13 protein-coding genes and 2 riboswitches are annotated in these 14,984 nt (G+C 53.2%); of the genes, 8 read left to right on the forward strand and 5 right to left on the reverse strand.

Annotated elements, in window-relative coordinates; all coding sequences use genetic code 11:
• Window positions 1-139: 139 nt before the first annotated feature.
• A complete protein-coding gene (locus tag CFF01_RS02370) occupies window positions 140-619 on the reverse strand; it encodes a hypothetical protein (protein WP_088903733.1) in 480 nt (159 codons plus the stop codon).
• 237 nt (window positions 620-856) lie between these two features.
• On the opposite strand from CFF01_RS02370, the gene CFF01_RS02375 reads away from it, so the two are divergent.
• The gene (locus CFF01_RS02375; RefSeq protein ID WP_088903734.1) at window positions 857-1,543 is read left to right on the forward strand and encodes an arginine N-succinyltransferase; all 687 of its coding nucleotides are present in this window, start codon (window positions 857-859) and stop codon (window positions 1,541-1,543) included.
• Between the two features lie 342 nt (window positions 1,544-1,885).
• Here CFF01_RS02375 and CFF01_RS02380 read toward each other — a convergent pair whose 3' ends face one another.
• Window positions 1,886-3,259: an alanine/glycine:cation symporter family protein gene (locus CFF01_RS02380; protein WP_088903735.1), complete on the reverse strand. Its 1,374-nt coding sequence runs from the start codon at window positions 3,257-3,259 to the stop codon at window positions 1,886-1,888.
• Window positions 3,260-3,476: 217 nt separating this feature from the next.
• Window positions 3,477-3,598, reverse strand: a riboswitch (glycine riboswitch).
• A gap of 8 nt (window positions 3,599-3,606) precedes the next feature.
• Window positions 3,607-3,716, reverse strand: a riboswitch (glycine riboswitch).
• A gap of 410 nt (window positions 3,717-4,126) precedes the next feature.
• Between CFF01_RS02380 and dauA the strand changes: the two genes are divergently transcribed.
• Window positions 4,127-5,836, forward strand: a complete 1,710-nt coding sequence (gene dauA / locus CFF01_RS02385; RefSeq protein ID WP_408640508.1) for a C4-dicarboxylic acid transporter DauA — start codon at window positions 4,127-4,129, stop codon at window positions 5,834-5,836.
• Between the two features lie 16 nt (window positions 5,837-5,852).
• On the opposite strand, the gene CFF01_RS02390 is transcribed toward dauA, so the two are convergent.
• Complete coding sequence (locus CFF01_RS02390; RefSeq protein ID WP_088905854.1) at window positions 5,853-6,488, reverse strand: flavin reductase family protein; 636 nt, start codon at window positions 6,486-6,488, stop codon at window positions 5,853-5,855.
• A gap of 133 nt (window positions 6,489-6,621) precedes the next feature.
• Here CFF01_RS02390 and CFF01_RS02395 point away from each other — a divergent pair, with 133 nt between their 5' ends.
• The 4 genes from CFF01_RS02395 to CFF01_RS02410 all read left to right on the forward strand — a co-directional run bounded on the left by CFF01_RS02395 (window position 6,622) and on the right by CFF01_RS02410 (window position 10,203).
• Window positions 6,622-7,983 carry a M24 family metallopeptidase gene (locus tag CFF01_RS02395; RefSeq protein WP_088903737.1) on the forward strand — a complete coding sequence of 454 codons (1,362 nt, stop codon included), beginning with the start codon at window positions 6,622-6,624 and terminating at the stop codon, window positions 7,981-7,983.
• 77 nt (window positions 7,984-8,060) lie between these two features.
• Window positions 8,061-9,077, forward strand: a complete 1,017-nt coding sequence (locus tag CFF01_RS02400; protein WP_088903738.1) for a hypothetical protein — start codon at window positions 8,061-8,063, stop codon at window positions 9,075-9,077.
• A 289-nt stretch (window positions 9,078-9,366) separates the two neighbouring features.
• Window positions 9,367-9,651, forward strand: a complete 285-nt coding sequence (locus tag CFF01_RS02405) for a DUF134 domain-containing protein (RefSeq protein WP_033538808.1) — start codon at window positions 9,367-9,369, stop codon at window positions 9,649-9,651.
• A gap of 9 nt (window positions 9,652-9,660) precedes the next feature.
• Window positions 9,661-10,203 (forward strand): NifB/NifX family molybdenum-iron cluster-binding protein, encoded by a 543-nt coding sequence (locus CFF01_RS02410; protein WP_088903739.1) that lies wholly within the window; start codon window positions 9,661-9,663, stop codon window positions 10,201-10,203.
• A gap of 11 nt (window positions 10,204-10,214) precedes the next feature.
• Here the strand turns inward: CFF01_RS02410 and CFF01_RS02415 are convergent, their stop codons facing one another.
• Window positions 10,215-10,547 (reverse strand): thioredoxin family protein, encoded by a 333-nt coding sequence (locus CFF01_RS02415; protein WP_232479491.1) that lies wholly within the window; start codon window positions 10,545-10,547, stop codon window positions 10,215-10,217.
• 222 nt (window positions 10,548-10,769) lie between these two features.
• Between CFF01_RS02415 and CFF01_RS02420 the strand changes: the two genes are divergently transcribed.
• Window positions 10,770-11,981, forward strand: coding sequence for an NnrS family protein (locus tag CFF01_RS02420; RefSeq protein ID WP_088903740.1), 1,212 nt, complete (start codon window positions 10,770-10,772; stop codon window positions 11,979-11,981).
• Window positions 11,982-12,022: 41 nt separating this feature from the next.
• Window positions 12,023-13,411 carry an ammonia-forming cytochrome c nitrite reductase subunit c552 gene (locus CFF01_RS02425; protein ID WP_232479492.1) on the forward strand — a complete coding sequence of 463 codons (1,389 nt, stop codon included), beginning with the start codon at window positions 12,023-12,025 and terminating at the stop codon, window positions 13,409-13,411.
• Window positions 13,412-13,496: 85 nt separating this feature from the next.
• On the opposite strand, the gene CFF01_RS02430 is transcribed toward CFF01_RS02425, so the two are convergent.
• Window positions 13,497-14,654 (reverse strand): putative sulfate/molybdate transporter, encoded by a 1,158-nt coding sequence (locus CFF01_RS02430; protein ID WP_088903742.1) that lies wholly within the window; start codon window positions 14,652-14,654, stop codon window positions 13,497-13,499.
• Window positions 14,655-14,984: the final 330 nt, after the last annotated feature.

The raw sequence follows: 14,984 nt of genomic DNA on the forward strand, positions 1-14,984 counted from the left end.
TTGGGTAGGACTCCTTAAAATTTAGTCTAAATTTACCAAATGGGTACTATTGCGAATGATTCAACCGCCGGACTGCGAGTTGATAGCAGTCCGGCGGTTTGCGAGACAAGCCTAAGGGGGCTATCTGCCCCTGTCAGCTTTAGAGGAGTGGATCGCTGGATTTGCTCTCGACTTGGCCAATGATTTCGATATCGCTGAGGGTAGAGAGTACGCCCCATTGCTGAATCGTCATCATATCTTTAACCTCTTGGGCCTTAAAACTCAGTCTCAGGCCATCTTTACGGTATTCCTGTGCTAGGTTCTGCGGCAGGATCTGGCGGCCATCGTCTGTGATAATGCCCCAAAAACCGCCTTCGAGATTGAAATATCTAACCGTGCCTTGTGTCATATTGATGCCCTTATCCGGTGAATGGGGTTGCTCGGCTGAGAGGCCATTAGGAACTGCGGTGAGCTCATCGGCGCTGGGACGTTCGGCCTTAGGAGCCACTTGTTCTACTGGGGCTTTTGTTTGTTCCGCTGGGGCTTTTGTTTGTTCAGGCGTGGATTGCTGTTCTTGATCGCAGGCGGTTAAGGCGAATGCGGCGATTAGGGGAAGCGAGATTTTGGTAATGATACCCACAGATTAATTCCTCATATTCGAAATTGACAAGGAATACTGTAACAGAAAGCAGACCAATGCCTAGCTCAACGGCGGATAATTTAACGGTAACAGTGAGATGACGGTGGCGCATAGCCGGGGCTGAGGTTAACCTAGGGCTATATTTTCTTCTGCTCGCTGGCCAAGTAACATAGCCAACAAGATATAGACTCTATAAGCAATTGCCGACTCGATTTTGGCAAAGGCAAGGAAGGCGTGATGTTAACTTACAATTTGAACTTTGCTAAGGGAATGGGCCGTCAACCGGGGGCAAGCACAGTGCAGATCCTCTTGATCGTGCTGCTGACCATAGTGCTGACCGCTGTGGCGAGTTTTTTCATTATTCGCACCTACATTTTCCCGGCGCCTTTCACACCCGTGACCCTAAATGCCAAAGAGGAGCAGCGACTGGACAACAAGTTGTCTCAGCTGGGCTGGCAGGTGGAGCGCAACACCGAGGGGCAGCGTGGTGGCGATAAACTAGAGCCCGAGCCCTATCGCGAACGCGACGCCGATCGTCAGGTGACCTTCAGTGAGAAGGAGGTCAATGCCATGATAGGCCGTAATCCTGACTTTGCCGAGCGGGTAGCGATAGACTTCTCCGACAACCTGGCCAGCGCCAAGATTTTAGTGCCTATCCCGCAGGATTTTCCCATTATGGCGGGTGAGATCTTAAGGGTTAATGCGGGATTGGATATCCATTTGGACGCCACTCGTCGCCCCGTGGTGGCGCTGGTGGGGGTTAGCCTGATGGGCGTGCCGATCCCTAACGCCTGGCTCGGCAACATGAAAAACGTCAATCTGGTGGGGGAGTTTGGTGACCGTGGTTTCTGGACGACTTTTGCCGACGGCGTTGATGATCTGCAGATCCGCGATGGCGAGCTCTATCTTAAGCTAAGACGCTAGCGGTGGTGCTGATAACTCAGGCTCATGCTGAATAGGAAAAGTAAAAGCCGGTGATGAAGGCCGGCTTTCGATGCAGTGGTGTAGGGAGTGTGTGAGATGGTGCTTAATCCTTAGCTTGCTGCGTGTTCGTCTCCTGCTGCGTGCCACTCTCTTGTTTCGTCTCTTCCTGTTTAGGTTTCTCGGCCTGACCGCCGCATCCGCCACAACAACTCATAATGACTCCTGTTATCTCGATTAAGTGGCCACAGAGTACTTGATTAAAATAGTCGGGTATTTGATCTCGATCAGCTTTTAGTGACTTGTTGTGATCGCCGCCGGGATCGGTCGGCGATCACATAGGCCTTAGGCTGTGAGTTCTTGCGGCGCCGTGCTGGCGCGTTTAGCGGCGAAATAGGTCAGGGTGTCGCCAATGATCACCTTACGCAGGCCGATCAGGGCGATGAGATTCGGGATCGCCATCAGGCCGTTAACCGTATCGGCCAACATCCAGATCAGATCCAGCTGAATAAAGGCGCCACCGGCGATAAGACTCAGAAAGATAAACTGATAGATCTTAATGCCGTTATCCCCTAAGCGTTTCCCCGTCAGATAGTACCAACAGCGCTCACCATAGTAGTGCCAGCCGAGTATAGTGGTGAAGGCGAAGCAGACCAGGGCGATGGTCACCAGATACTGACCGACGATGGCCGAACCGCCGCTGGCAAACGCGGCGCTGGTCATGGCGGCACCCGCGGTGTCTCCGCTCCATACGCCTGTGATGATCAGCACGAGTCCCGTCATGGTACAAATAATCAGGGTGTCGAAGAAGGTGCCCGTCATGCTGACCAGTCCCTGTTCTACCGGCTCCTTGGTCTTGGCCGCAGCGGCGGCAATGGGGGCGCTCCCCAGGCCTGATTCGTTGGAGAAGACGCCGCGGGCTATCCCTATCTGAATCGCCTGCGCAACCGTCGCCCCTAAAAAGCCTCCGGCGGCCGAGATGGGGCTGAAGGCCGACTGCACCACAAGTTGTAATGCCGGGACTATCTGATCGCTAAAGGTAAACAGGATCCACACACAGGCCAGCACGTACCCCAGTGCCATGCTAGGCACCAACTTTTGCGCCACATTGGCGATCCGCTTAACGCCGCCCAGGGTAACCGCGGCCACGAGTAGCGTAAGGATGATAGCGGTGACCCAGGTGGGCACATGGAAGGCGATGGTCATGGCATCGCTGATGGCGTTGACCTGAGCAAAGGTGCCAATGCCGAAGAAGGCGACGCCGACACCAAATAAGGCGAACAGTTTGGCCAGCCAGCTAAGCCCTAATCCGCGCTCTATGTAGTACATGGGGCCACCGGCAATATTGCCGCGCGCGTCTGTGGTGCGATACTTGAGTGCCAACATGCATTCGGCATACTTGGTGGCCATGCCGAAGAAGGCCGCCAACCACATCCAGAAGAGAGCGCCCGGACCACCAATCTTAATGGCGGTGGCCACACCAACGATATTGCCCGTGCCTATGGTGGCAGACAGTGCAGTACACAGGGCGGCGAAGGAGGAGAGATCGCCCTTGCCACTGGCAGGCTTAAACAGCAATCTGAGCGCCAGAGGGAGCTTAAAGATCTGTATTAGCCGCAGACGCAGGGTGAGATAGAGACCTGTTCCCACCAACAAGCAGAGGGTGATAGGGCCCCAGACGATGGCGTTGATCTCGCTTAGTAACGCGTGAAAATTCATGGTGTTCCTCGAATATTAAACTCTAGGGTCCGTAGACCCCCTAATATGGAGGAGGAAAAGAAATGTCTGTTTGGAGACTGGCGTTTGTGGCTTTGTGACACTTAATTAGCAGTGACAGGTATTCACTGTGACACGCTTTAAGGGTGGCGTGCACTAACAGGCCAAAAGTAACAAACGACAGTGACTGAATATAGCCGGGGCTATAACCGCTACAGTCATCCTCTCCTCTGTCCTTTTGCCTGAGCGTTTCGCGTAGCGCCTTGGGGGCTACACTTTCGCCTTCGGCGCCGTGATACTCAGGGATCATCCTTAGCTCACAGTCTCTCCAGAGGCTCGTCCAGTAACAGTCCACGCCATCATCATGGCACCTGAAAGAGTGCTTTATCGCCGATAACGCATGGCGAAAAAGTTGCCTCGTCGGTGTGGGGTTAACTCCCCACTCTCCTGCTACCTTCATCCGAACGGAATCCGGGGGCGGCAGCCCCCGGGGCCGTATAGGATGCGCTAAACACCGCCGTATCTCAAGGGATCTACGTCACATTTTTAAGGGGAGGAGAGGGCGAAAGTATGAGTGAGATAGCGATCATACTGGAGGGAGCATTGACGGCTGCTTTAGACCAAAGGCTTAAGATTTTTTTCGCCCAGCCCCTTACCATAGCGCCCTTCTAGGGTTTAGAATAAAAGGCCTTAACCACATTGTGGTTATGCAGGCATTCTTTGCTTAGCTGTCCAGCCTCTACGCTCACAGAAACTTCAGGTGTATCGTCACCTCACGACTTGCCATTTTTTGCCAAGTGCAGACAAGCCTTGATCTCGACTCGTTACACTCGATGTTCGCCATTGTGTCGTGGCAGCTAGCATCATTTCATCGGGATCAACATGTTATCAGCAGTTAGAAAAAGCATTAGCGCTAAACCCTCTTTGCAGGAGATACAGACCAATATCCTGGCGGGTTTGACCGTCGGGGTGATTGCCCTACCACTCTCTATGGCACTGGCGATCGCCAGCGGCGTGCCGCCACAACATGGCCTCTATACGGCGATGATCGCCGGCATAGTGATCGCCATTTGCGGCGGCTCTAAGGTCAACATCTCCGGGCCGACGGCGGCCTTTGTGGTGATTTTACTGCCCATAGTGCAGCAGTATGGTTTGGGGGGGCTGTTGCTTAGCGGTCTGATGGCTGGCGTGATTTTGCTGCTGATGGGCCTGGGTAAGCTGGGGCGATTGATTGAGATAGTGCCTTACCCAGTTACCGTCGGCTTTACCGCCGGGATTGGCGTGGTGATCGCTACCTTTCAGATCAAAGACTTCTTCGGCCTCGAGGTCGCCGCGGGTGGCGAGCATTACCTTGAGAAACTCTCCTATATCGCTCAGGCGCTGGGCAGCATCGCCTGGCAGGAAACCCTGATTGGCGCCCTGACCCTGGCCGTGCTGCTAACCTGGCCAAGATTGAAATCTAAGGTGCCGGCGCACCTGGCCGCGCTGTTAGTGGGCGCCTTAATCGCCTGGGTGATGACACTGTCTGTTGAGGGCTTTTCTGTGGCAACCATAGGCAGTCGCTTTCACTATGAGCTAGATGGCGTGCTGGGCAGCGGTATTCCGCCCATTATGCCGAGCTTCGACTGGCCCTGGAATCTGCCGGGCGCCGATGGCCAGCCCATAGGCATAAGTTTCGAGTTGGTGCGTGAGCTGCTGCCGTCAGCCATTACCATCGCCATTCTGGGGGCGCTGGAATCTTTGTTGTGCGCCGTGGTGGCCGATGGCATGTCGGGCAAGAAACATAACCCCAATGATGAGCTTATCGGTCAGGGACTGGGGAACATGCTGGTGCCTCTGTTTGGCGGTATTCCGGCAACGGCGGCGATAGCCCGCACCGCTGCCAACGTCAAGGCGGGGGGCAGCATTCCGCTGGCCTCAGTGGTGCATGGTCTGTTTATATTGGCGGGGATATTATTGCTGGCGCCGCTGCTCTCTTATATTCCCATGGCGTCTATGGCCGCGCTGCTACTGGTGGTGGCCTGGAACATGAGTGAGGCGAAGCATTTTGTGCGAACAATCAAGGTGGCGCCGAGGGATGATGTGCTGATCTTAGTGCTCTGTTTCGCGCTTACCGTGCTGTTTGACATGACGATTGCCGTGGCGGTGGGCATGGGGCTGGCAGCCATGTTGTTTATTCGTCGCAGTATTAGTTTGACCGACACCAGGGCGATAGAGACCAATCATCAGGCCTATAAGGTGCCAGAGGGGGTCGTGGTGTACGACATCAACGGGCCGCTGTTTTTTGGCTCGGCCCACAAGGCGCTTAAGACTATCGCATTGGTGCGCCCGGATGTGCGGGTGGTGATTTTGGATATGTCTGAAGTGACCCTGCTGGATATGAGCGCCATAGTCGCCATGGAGTCCATCGCCAAGGAACTGGCGGCGAAACAGGTGGGGTTAATTATCAATAACCTGCAACCACGCATGTTGCTAAAACTTAGGCGCGCCGGGATCCGTAAGCGTCGCGGCCAGGTGGAATATGCCCGCACCATGGATGACAGCTTTGCCCTGGCGCGGCGCATGACGGTGCAGGCCTAAGCGGGCTGGGATTTGGCTATTTAGGCGCTGGCGGCCTTTGCATGTCGAAACGTAGCGCCTCTGAGATGCCATAGTAGGCCGAAGGCCCACCCGCCCTGAGAATGGGTTCGGCCTTGGCGGTCAGGTAGGTGCCATCGGCATCCAACAGTTGGCGGTCGATATGCACGGCGACTACTTCGCCCAGCACCAGCCAGGTTTCAATTTTTTCGCCGCTGGCCGATTGCAGCTGCAAAGACTGCGATAATTTACACTCGAAATTCACCGGGCTTTCGGCCACTCGGTCGGCGCCCACCAGATTGCCCGGCACTGGCGTGAGCCCGGCAAATTCAAACTCATCGCTGCCTGGTGCTAGGGCTGCGGAGGTGAGATTCATCTTCGCGGCCAGTGGTCGGGTCGCCAGGTTCCAGACAAATTCGCCCGTGGTCAATATGTTGGCCAGGCTGTCTTTATAACCCACGCTGGCAAAGCCTATGATGGGGGGATGGTAGTTAAAGCAGTTGAAGAAGCTATAGGGGGCTAAATTACGTTTACCGTCCTGGCTGTGCGAGGCGATCCAGCCTATGGGTCTTGGCCCTATGATGGCGTTGAGCGGGTCGTGCGCTAAACCATGTCCTTTACTGGGCTCATAGTAATAACGTGCTTGTGTATCCATCTTATTGTCCTTTACCAAGACTGCCATCGATAGGGCTATTTAACGCTCCTTAACCTTGAAAAACAACTCTCTGGTCATGGACTGAGTTTTTGATTAGTCTAAAAAATCCCCGATATGAGAGATGAGACAATTAATGCTGGCTAATAAGAATAATAACTTGAGCCTCTATGCCATTTTTTGGCTGTTGTGTTTGACCTTGCTGCCTCAGACCAGCCAAGGTGCCGCAACGGACGAGATACTGCCGCTGCGAGAACGGGCGGCTTTGATAGACAGCCTGACCGAGAAACGTGTGCAGCAGTTGCTGCCCACGTTGATGCGCGAAAGCGATATCGATATGTGGCTGCTGATCAGCCGCGAATATAACGAAGATCCTGTGTTGAAAACTATGCTTCCTGCGACTTGGCTGTCGGCGCGGCGTACTACCATATTGGTGTTTGCCCGTGATAAGCAGGGCGAGGTGAATGCCTATGCTATCGCGCCTTACAGTGTCGGCAACTTGTTCACTAAGGCCTGGGATAAGGAGACACATCCCAGTCAGTGGCAGGCGCTGAATGCCTTAGTGGAGCGTTATCAGCCCAAGCGTATCGGCGTTAACCGCTCTGCCAGCTGGGCCCATGCCGACGGTCTGGTATCGGGTGACGAGGCGCGGCTATTGCGTCATCTGCCGGAACCCTATCGACAGGCTCTGGTGTCTGCCGAGCCACTGGCGATTGGCTGGCTGGAACGTCGTATCCCAGAGGAGGTTGCCCTCTATCCCAGTTTGGTCAAAATGGCCCATGAGATCATCGCTCAGGGCTTTTCCAATGAGGTGATACAGGTGGGCAAGACCACGAGCGAGGATCTGGTGTGGTGGTTCAGGGAACGGGTAAGAGAGCTGAAACTGCAAACCTGGTTTCAGCCCAGTGTCACCATTCAAAGGGCCAAGCAGGCCGACCTGTCCGGTGATACTGTGATCTTGCCTGGGGATCTCTTGCATGTGGACTTTGGCATCACCTACCTGAGATTAAACACAGATACCCAGCAACTCGCCTATGTGCTGCGCAGTGGCGAGACCCAGGCGCCAGACTATCTGGTGAAGGCGTTTAACAGCGGTAATCAATTGCAAGACATATTAACCGCTCAGTTTGCCGTGGGCAGGACGGGTAACCAGGTGCTGAAGGCCGCACGGGAGCAGGCCATTGCAGCCGGGCTTAAGCCGACGATTTACTCCCATCCCATAGGTTATCACGGTCATGGAGCGGGCACGACCTTAGGGATGTGGGATGCCCAGCAAGGGGTTGCTGGTTCAGGGGATTATCCGCTGCACCTCAATACCGCCTATTCCATTGAGCTTAATAACGCCGTGTTGATCCCAGAGTGGGAGCGGGAGATCCGCATCATGCTGGAAGAGGATGCCATGTTTGACGCCAGTGGGGTCTGGTATCTCAATGGTCGCCAGACGGGACTTATCTTAATCAAATCAGCATTAAGTATGAAAACCCAGACAGAACAGTAATGCGTTTGTTGTATTTTTGTTGACAGTTGATTGGCGTAGCAGTAGCTTCTAGTTTGTTTTTTTGAGGGAACAAAATCGTGACTAACTACAAGATACAAAAACATTTTTCGCTAATTTTAGGGCTTGTTTTATTAGGGCTGACAACAGGCTGTGCCACCTCCTACAAGGTGGACCCTGAGTTGGTCAGTCAATTCAAACCTGAAGCGACACCGACTCAGGATGAAACCTTCGTTTATGTGATCCGTGGATCTAATTTTCAGGGGGGTGCCCGCGGCGCCTGGGTGGCGGCCAACAAAGATGTGGTTGCCGATCTCTCCAACGGCAGTCATACCCTGTTAAAGCTGGCAACTGGGCTGAACTCTGTGCACCTGGTGCAGGGCTTGGTGGGATTCGGTTATAGTCGTGTGGACAATCGTCCCGGTGAGACAGTGTACCTGACCATAGATTACACCACGGGTAAGATGAAGGAGGTCGAGCACGATTTAGGGGTTTCTATGATCATGCAGACTAAGAAGGCCAAAGATATCGGCGCACCGAGAAAGAACGACGCCTACGATAACCTGATGGCCAATCCCGCCTTACTGGGCTTCCCTGTCATGAAGCTAGGTGTTGAACCGATTAAGCCCGATGAGAATTCGGCGGTGATCAACTTCTACCGCATGGAGAGGCTGATAGGTGAGGTGCCTTTTGATATTTGGTCTGAAACTGGCTATGTGGGCAGCACCAAGGCAGGCACCTATTTTCAGGTAAGAGTTACACCGGGTAAGCATACCTTCGTATCGCTTTCAGAGCGCTATTCTGTCCTTCAAGCCGAGGTCGAGGCGGGTAAAGAGTATGTGGTCGAATACGACGTCGACATGGGATGGAACCAGGCTCATGTTCAGATCTTACCGATCGATCCTGTCAAATCGGCTAAGACCATCAAGAAGTGGCAGGAAAAAGCCAGGCTGATGGTGCTGGATGAGACTGTCGTGCAACAGCCCGAATTTGCCCAGCGTGTGCAGATGGCAAAGGAATATCTGACGCCGAAATTTAAGAGCATAGATGCCGGCGAGATGAGTACCCGCATCTTGACTAAGCAGCACGCGCTCTAGTCCTTAAAGGCCGTATTTCAAAGGCGAATCACTGTTTAGGTGGTTCGCTTTGCTATTTTTTAGCCAATGCGAATATGAGCGCGTGTGAGCTGGCCCTCAGTTTCATTCCATAAGATCTTCCACAATCCAGTTATTGGCGTATGCCAATAACCTATGTTCAAACCGTTCTCAATGTCTTGCCTTGGTTTAGTCGCTATCGATTTGTGGCCATCAAATGATGGTTATGCCTGCTCAAGTCAATGTGGAAGTGGTTGAACTCATCGCAATTTAATCGATTAAGGGAATGGCCATGCCAAGACCTAAGAAATGCCGCCGATTGCAGTGCTGTGTACCCTGCAGCTTGTTCAAACCTAACGGTATTCCCAGTACTGAGCTAGAGAAAATCCAGCTTGATGCCGATGAATTTGAGGCCTTGGCGCTTGGGGACGTGCAGCGACTCAGTCAACTCGAGGCAGCGGCGTCTATGGGGATCTCCCGTCAGACCTTCGGCAATCTGTTGGCCAGCGCTCGTCAAAAGGTGGCGACGGCGATCACTCAGGGCCAGGCCCTGGTTCTGCCCTCATCGAATTCATAAGGAATTATCATGATAGTTGCTATGCCAATGAGCCGTGGACGTCTTGCGGCGCATTTTACCAAGGCGCAAAGGATCGGTTTTTTTAACGAGTATCACCAGTTAATCACCAGCTTCGATAATCCAGCACTTGAGGGAAACTGCCGTGCTAAGGCTGAGTTGCTGCGCCTGTTCCAGGCTCAAAAGACAGATATTGTCATAGTGCAGCATATCGGCGAGCGCATCTTGGGTAAGTTGTTAGCGGCGGGTATTAGCGTTAGCCAGGGGGATAAAGAGGAGAGTATCGAGGTGTTGCTCTGTCAGACTAAGGTGCTGGAGCGGCGCCTGGTTGATGCCTCTATGGGGCGCGCCTCACTCAATCATGCCAAGAAGGGCGGTTGCTGTGGCACTGGTGGCAGTTGCGGTTCGGCCGGAGGTTGTGACTGTGGCGGTATTGAGGCCGATAGTGTGCCACCTTCAGTGCTGCTGCAACCTTCAGTACTTAACAAGTCTATGTCTCATCAAGGCGTTGATACGCCTGTCGCCTATGGTGGCTTTCGTCCCTTTAAAGGATAAACTCGCCACACTTAGTCCAGTAGTTGATAGGGGCGGGCGATCGCCTCTTTCACCTCGGCCAAAGAGAACACCTTGATAAAGCGCCCAAATGCCTGGCCGTGAAAGTAGAGTTCAATAACTGGCAGGGTAAATACTCTATGGGCGGCGGCAATGTCGCCATGGGCTTCACAATCGATATAACAGAGCTGCACCTTTGGAAAATCACTGGCCAGCAGCTCGGCTAATCTGGGTTTGATACTCTGGCAGACGCCGCAGTGTTCCCCGCCAAACAGTATCATGACCGCTTGGGTGGTCTGTATGTAATGCGTTAGTGCCTCGGAGGATTCAATCTTGTCTGGATTCAACGGCCTTGCCTCTCTATATTAATGATTCGCTCTTGGGTGAGCAGGATGCCTCTAAAGAGGTATTTAAATTCAATATCATAGCCTAATCTCGCTATCTGGTTCACACTTCTTTATATCACCTTTAATTTCCATTGTTCAGCCGTGCTTGTCTCAGTAGACTGGCGACTATAAAGCTATATTTAAGATGTTTGTTTAAGCTTTTCTTTGGCAGAGGCGCAGAAGATGCTCAATATTGATGACCCTAAAGTGATCGACAAGACACCGGCGATTTGGCGTTTGGGTTTTCGGCCCTTTTTCTTAGGCGGTGCCCTGTTGGCCGCCCTCTATATACCGCTGTGGTTGATCACCTGGTATCTGCCTGAAATGAGTCTGTTACGGGAACATTTTTGGGTCAAGGTGGTGCCGCTCTGGTGGCATCCCCATGAGCTGCTGTTTGGCTTTGCCATGGCAATCGTTAGTGGCTTCCTGCTGACCTCGGTGCAGACCTGGACCAATCAGCCGAGCCTTAAGGGCTGGTCTTTAGCCTTGGTGTTTGCCTGCTGGTTACTGGCGCGTGTTTTGTTGCTATTGCCGCTTGAGCTGCCAGTCTGGTTACCGGCGCTATTTGATAGTCTGTTTCTCTTGTTGACCGCCGCCAAACTGTGGTCTTGTATCTACCGCGTCAAACAGTGGCGCAACATAGGTTTCCCCATCATGTTGCTGGTGGCCACAGGGATCAACTTACTGAGTTATTACGCCCTGAGTCAGCGAGACTTTGTACTGAGCCATCATATCTGGCAAGGCATGCTTTGGTGGCTAGGCTTGTTGATCACTATTGTGGGGGGACGAGTTATTCCCTTCTTTACCGCTGTGCGTATTAAGCAAGCCAAGCCCGATCCCATCAAGGCGCTGGATTTGAGTGTGATTGGGCTGATGATCTTATTGATAGTTCAAGGGATCACTAAGTGGTTGCCCCTTAGTGCCGAGCAAGCCTTGCTTGGATTAGCGGCTCTGGCTCATCTGCTGCGTTGGTTACGCTGGCAGCCCCATAAAACCTTGAAAGAGCCTATGCTCTGGTCATTGCAGCTGGCTTATCTCTGTCTGCCCGTGACCCTGGCGGCTATCGCCTGGAACATTGAGGATGAGAATGCCTATCGTCATCTGCTGCACCTGTTTGCTATCGGCACCATGGCTGGGCTCTGTCTATCTATGATATCTCGCGTCTCTCTGGGGCATACCAGTCGTAACATCTATCAGGGCCCTAAGATGGCGTTTGCCTTTTTATCTATTAGCCTGGCAGCCCTATGTCGCGCCGTGATGCCCTTATGGTTTCCAGCCTATAGTGAGCTTTGGCTCTGGATGGCGGGCAGTTTCTGGAGCCTGGCCTTTGGCTGGTTTGTCTGGTGTTATGCGCCAATATTGACCCGGCCCAGAGTCGACGGACGACCAGGTTAGCCCTGGCGTAAGTAAGAATATTAATGAGTGTGGAAAGTCCAATGAAGAAACTAAGCGCTATCGCATTGAGCCTACTGGGCTGGTGCACCCTGAGTACGATTTCAAGTTCGGCCTTAGCGGCAGATGTGAGCACTAAGGCTATTGAGAGCATGCAGGCCATGCAGACCAAGTACCCTAATCAGTATGCCAGCTGGGAGGCGACCTCGACCCAAGATGCGCGCAGCGACATGCTGGCCAGCTATCCTGCCGCCATCATACTCTGGGCGGGATCTGCCTATGCCAAGGAATACCATAGCCCCAGGGGACACCAGTTTGCGGTAGCAGATGTGACTCATACCCTGCGGACCGGCGTGCCGCCGGAGGCGGGGCAGAAAGGACTGTCGGCGAGCTGCTGGACCTGTAAATCGCCCGATGTGCCAAGGCTTATCGATGAGATGGGCGTGGAAGGCTTTTCGGCTAAGAACTTTACCGATCTCGGCACCGAGATGAACAGCGTCGTCTACTGCAGTGACTGTCATGAGCAAGGTAAGGCGGCATTGACCCTACCGCGCCCCCACGCGAGAGATGCCATGGCCAAGGTACACTTGCCATTCGACAAGCAAAATCAGTCGATGCAGGGGGCTCAGGTATGCGGCCAGTGTCATGTGACTTACTATTTTCAACCCGAGCGCAGCAATAAGGTGAATATTCCCTGGATCTTCGGTAGCAGTGCCGATTTGATCGAGAAATATTACGATACTCGCCGCTTCTACGAGTGGATCCATCCCGTTTCTAAGACCCCCATACTTAAGGCTCGCCACCCAGAGTTTGAGCATTGGAGTCGCAGCGAACACGCCAAGGCAGGCGTCACCTGTGTAACTTGTCATATGCCGGCCGCTACCGACAGTGAGGGTAAAGCCTACACTAACCATCAGGTGGGCAAGGCGCTGCCAAATTATGACTCTGTCTGTCAGGGCTGCCACCAAGATAAATCGGCCTTGATGAAGCAACTTAACTCCGCTAAATCAGATATTGCCGCGAAGGCCAGAAAAGTGGAGCAACTCCTGGTTAAGGCTCACTATGAGGCGGGCGCCGCCTGGGATGCAGGCGCGAGCTGGGCCATTATGAATGATGCCATCATGGCGATCCGTCATGCCCAGTGGCGCTGGGACTTTGCCATGTCATCTCATGGCAGTTATGCCCATAACCCTCAGGAAGCTAATGCTCTGCTGGATAGGGCGATAGTTCAGGCCGAATATGCCCGTCAAGGCCTTGCTGAGATCTTGAGCATGCTCTCTGTTACCAAAGTGAACTATCCCGATATCTCGACCAAGGAGGCGGCGCAGCAGGCGGTGGGTATAGAGCTGGATAAGCTGACTAAAGCCAAGCAGGCCTTCATTAAGCAAGAGGTGGATAAGCATTGGCCGGCGGTGAGCCTAACTGGTTACTAAGGTCAATAGCTTAAATTGCACAACGCCAGCAACCAACCCCTAGGGTTAATGCTGGCGTTGTTATTTTCTGGATATTGAATTGTGTTTACCGTTTGAGATCAGAGATCAGGTGCCACCGCCTGCGCCCCATCTCTAATATCACGCCTACGGCGAGTCCGGCGGCGGTATTGATGGTGAGACAAACGGCAGCGGTGGCCAAGATCACTAAGATGCAGAAGGGCTTTCCATCGATAAAGCGCTGTGACCAGGCGAGTTGCAAGCCGGCGATTGCCAGCAGACTACCGAGAATCGCCAAGGGGATCAGTGATAACACCTGAGCTATGGTGTCACCCCAGCACAGGGCGATCACTAAGCAGGTCAGGCCAAACAGGGCCGGAGCGCGCCAGCTGCGGGCGCCGAAATGATACTGCACCGCCAACCCTCCTGCGCCATGACACATGGGCGTCGCACCAAATGGTGCTAACACCAGGTTTGCCCAGCCTGAGCTGGTGGCCAGGCGACGGGGCGTAAATCGTTTGCTGTCGATCAGGGCATCTTGAGGGAATTTTCCACTTGCCATGGCTGAGGTGGCGATCACTGCATTGGTCAGCGTCAATGCCAGCTGTGGTAGTACAAGCAGGAGCGCCGCCGAGCTCCATTCCTCCATATTGGGCCAGCCCATTTGCCAGTCTGTGGTGGCCGATAGCGTAAAGCTGGCGGTACTGCCTTGAGTCGTTTGCCACAGGACACCTAGCCCTAGTACCAAGGGCATAGCAAGATAAGGAAGCGGCAGGAAACGGCTCATGAATAGCGCGCTGAATGCCAGGATACCGATTAGCCAGGTACCGCTCATCATCTGTCCGCCCATCCAGATCAGTTGTAACCCAATGGCCAGTTGAATGCCGATACTGATGGCGGGTGACAGCTGCCTTGCCATCCAGTTGATAGCTCCGCTATAGGCCAAGATGAGTAAAATCAGCCCCATCATGATGCCACTGGCTTGCAGCATGCCCGGTGTCAGCCCCTGGGCGATCACCAGCGCGGCGATCACCTTCATAGGTTGTACCGGAATGGGTCTGCGGTAGAAGTAGGCGGTAAAGAGGGCGAACAGGCCAAACCCGAGAAAGATCCCCTGAGGGGAAAAATGGTTGATGGCGATCAGTCCGAGTACGAGGGGCAGGAAGGTGCCCAAGTCGGCAAAGGCGCCGCTAAACTCTCCTATATGCTGGTTTAAATGGTTAAAGAATTTGGTTTTACATCTCATATTACTTGCCGTGGGAAATCATCACTTAATTTTGTGGCAAATTTAATGCCATGATTTTTGTAAGTCTTTTTGGGGTAAACCGAGGTAAAGTGCGCCATTTGGCTGAAGTGGATGAGACAAGTTGTCACACATTAGGTCAGCACTGGGACAAGAGATCTCAATATTGATTATTGCTAACTTTTTATGAAGTCTGCGCTAGCAGTGAATTTTTGGCTGCTTGTGGCTGTAAGTATGCCGCTTCTGACAAACGAAAAGAGATTAAGTCATGGGATAAAACTGTTTGTTAAATTGGGACCCGTTTTTTTGCTGTAGCTCGCATTCAGAGTCCAC

Source organism: Shewanella marisflavi, from assembly GCF_002215585.1.
GTDB classification, from domain to species: domain Bacteria; phylum Pseudomonadota; class Gammaproteobacteria; order Enterobacterales; family Shewanellaceae; genus Shewanella; species Shewanella marisflavi.

Coding starts and splice junctions, on each gene's coding strand:
- CFF01_RS02375 (WP_088903734.1), top strand. CDS start 857: ATGTTAACTTACAATTTGAACTTTGCTAAGGGAATGGGCCGTCAACCG.
- CFF01_RS02380 (WP_088903735.1), bottom strand. CDS start 3,259: ATGAATTTTCACGCGTTACTAAGCGAGATCAACGCCATCGTCTGGGGC.
- CFF01_RS02390 (WP_088905854.1), bottom strand. CDS start 6,488: ATGGATACACAAGCACGTTATTACTATGAGCCCAGTAAAGGACATGGT.
- CFF01_RS02395 (WP_088903737.1), top strand. CDS start 6,622: ATGCTGGCTAATAAGAATAATAACTTGAGCCTCTATGCCATTTTTTGG.
- CFF01_RS02405 (WP_033538808.1), top strand. CDS start 9,367: ATGCCAAGACCTAAGAAATGCCGCCGATTGCAGTGCTGTGTACCCTGC.
- CFF01_RS02410 (WP_088903739.1), top strand. CDS start 9,661: ATGATAGTTGCTATGCCAATGAGCCGTGGACGTCTTGCGGCGCATTTT.
- CFF01_RS02420 (WP_088903740.1), top strand. CDS start 10,770: ATGCTCAATATTGATGACCCTAAAGTGATCGACAAGACACCGGCGATT.
- CFF01_RS02425 (WP_232479492.1), top strand. CDS start 12,023: ATGAAGAAACTAAGCGCTATCGCATTGAGCCTACTGGGCTGGTGCACC.
- CFF01_RS02430 (WP_088903742.1), bottom strand. CDS start 14,654: ATGAGATGTAAAACCAAATTCTTTAACCATTTAAACCAGCATATAGGA.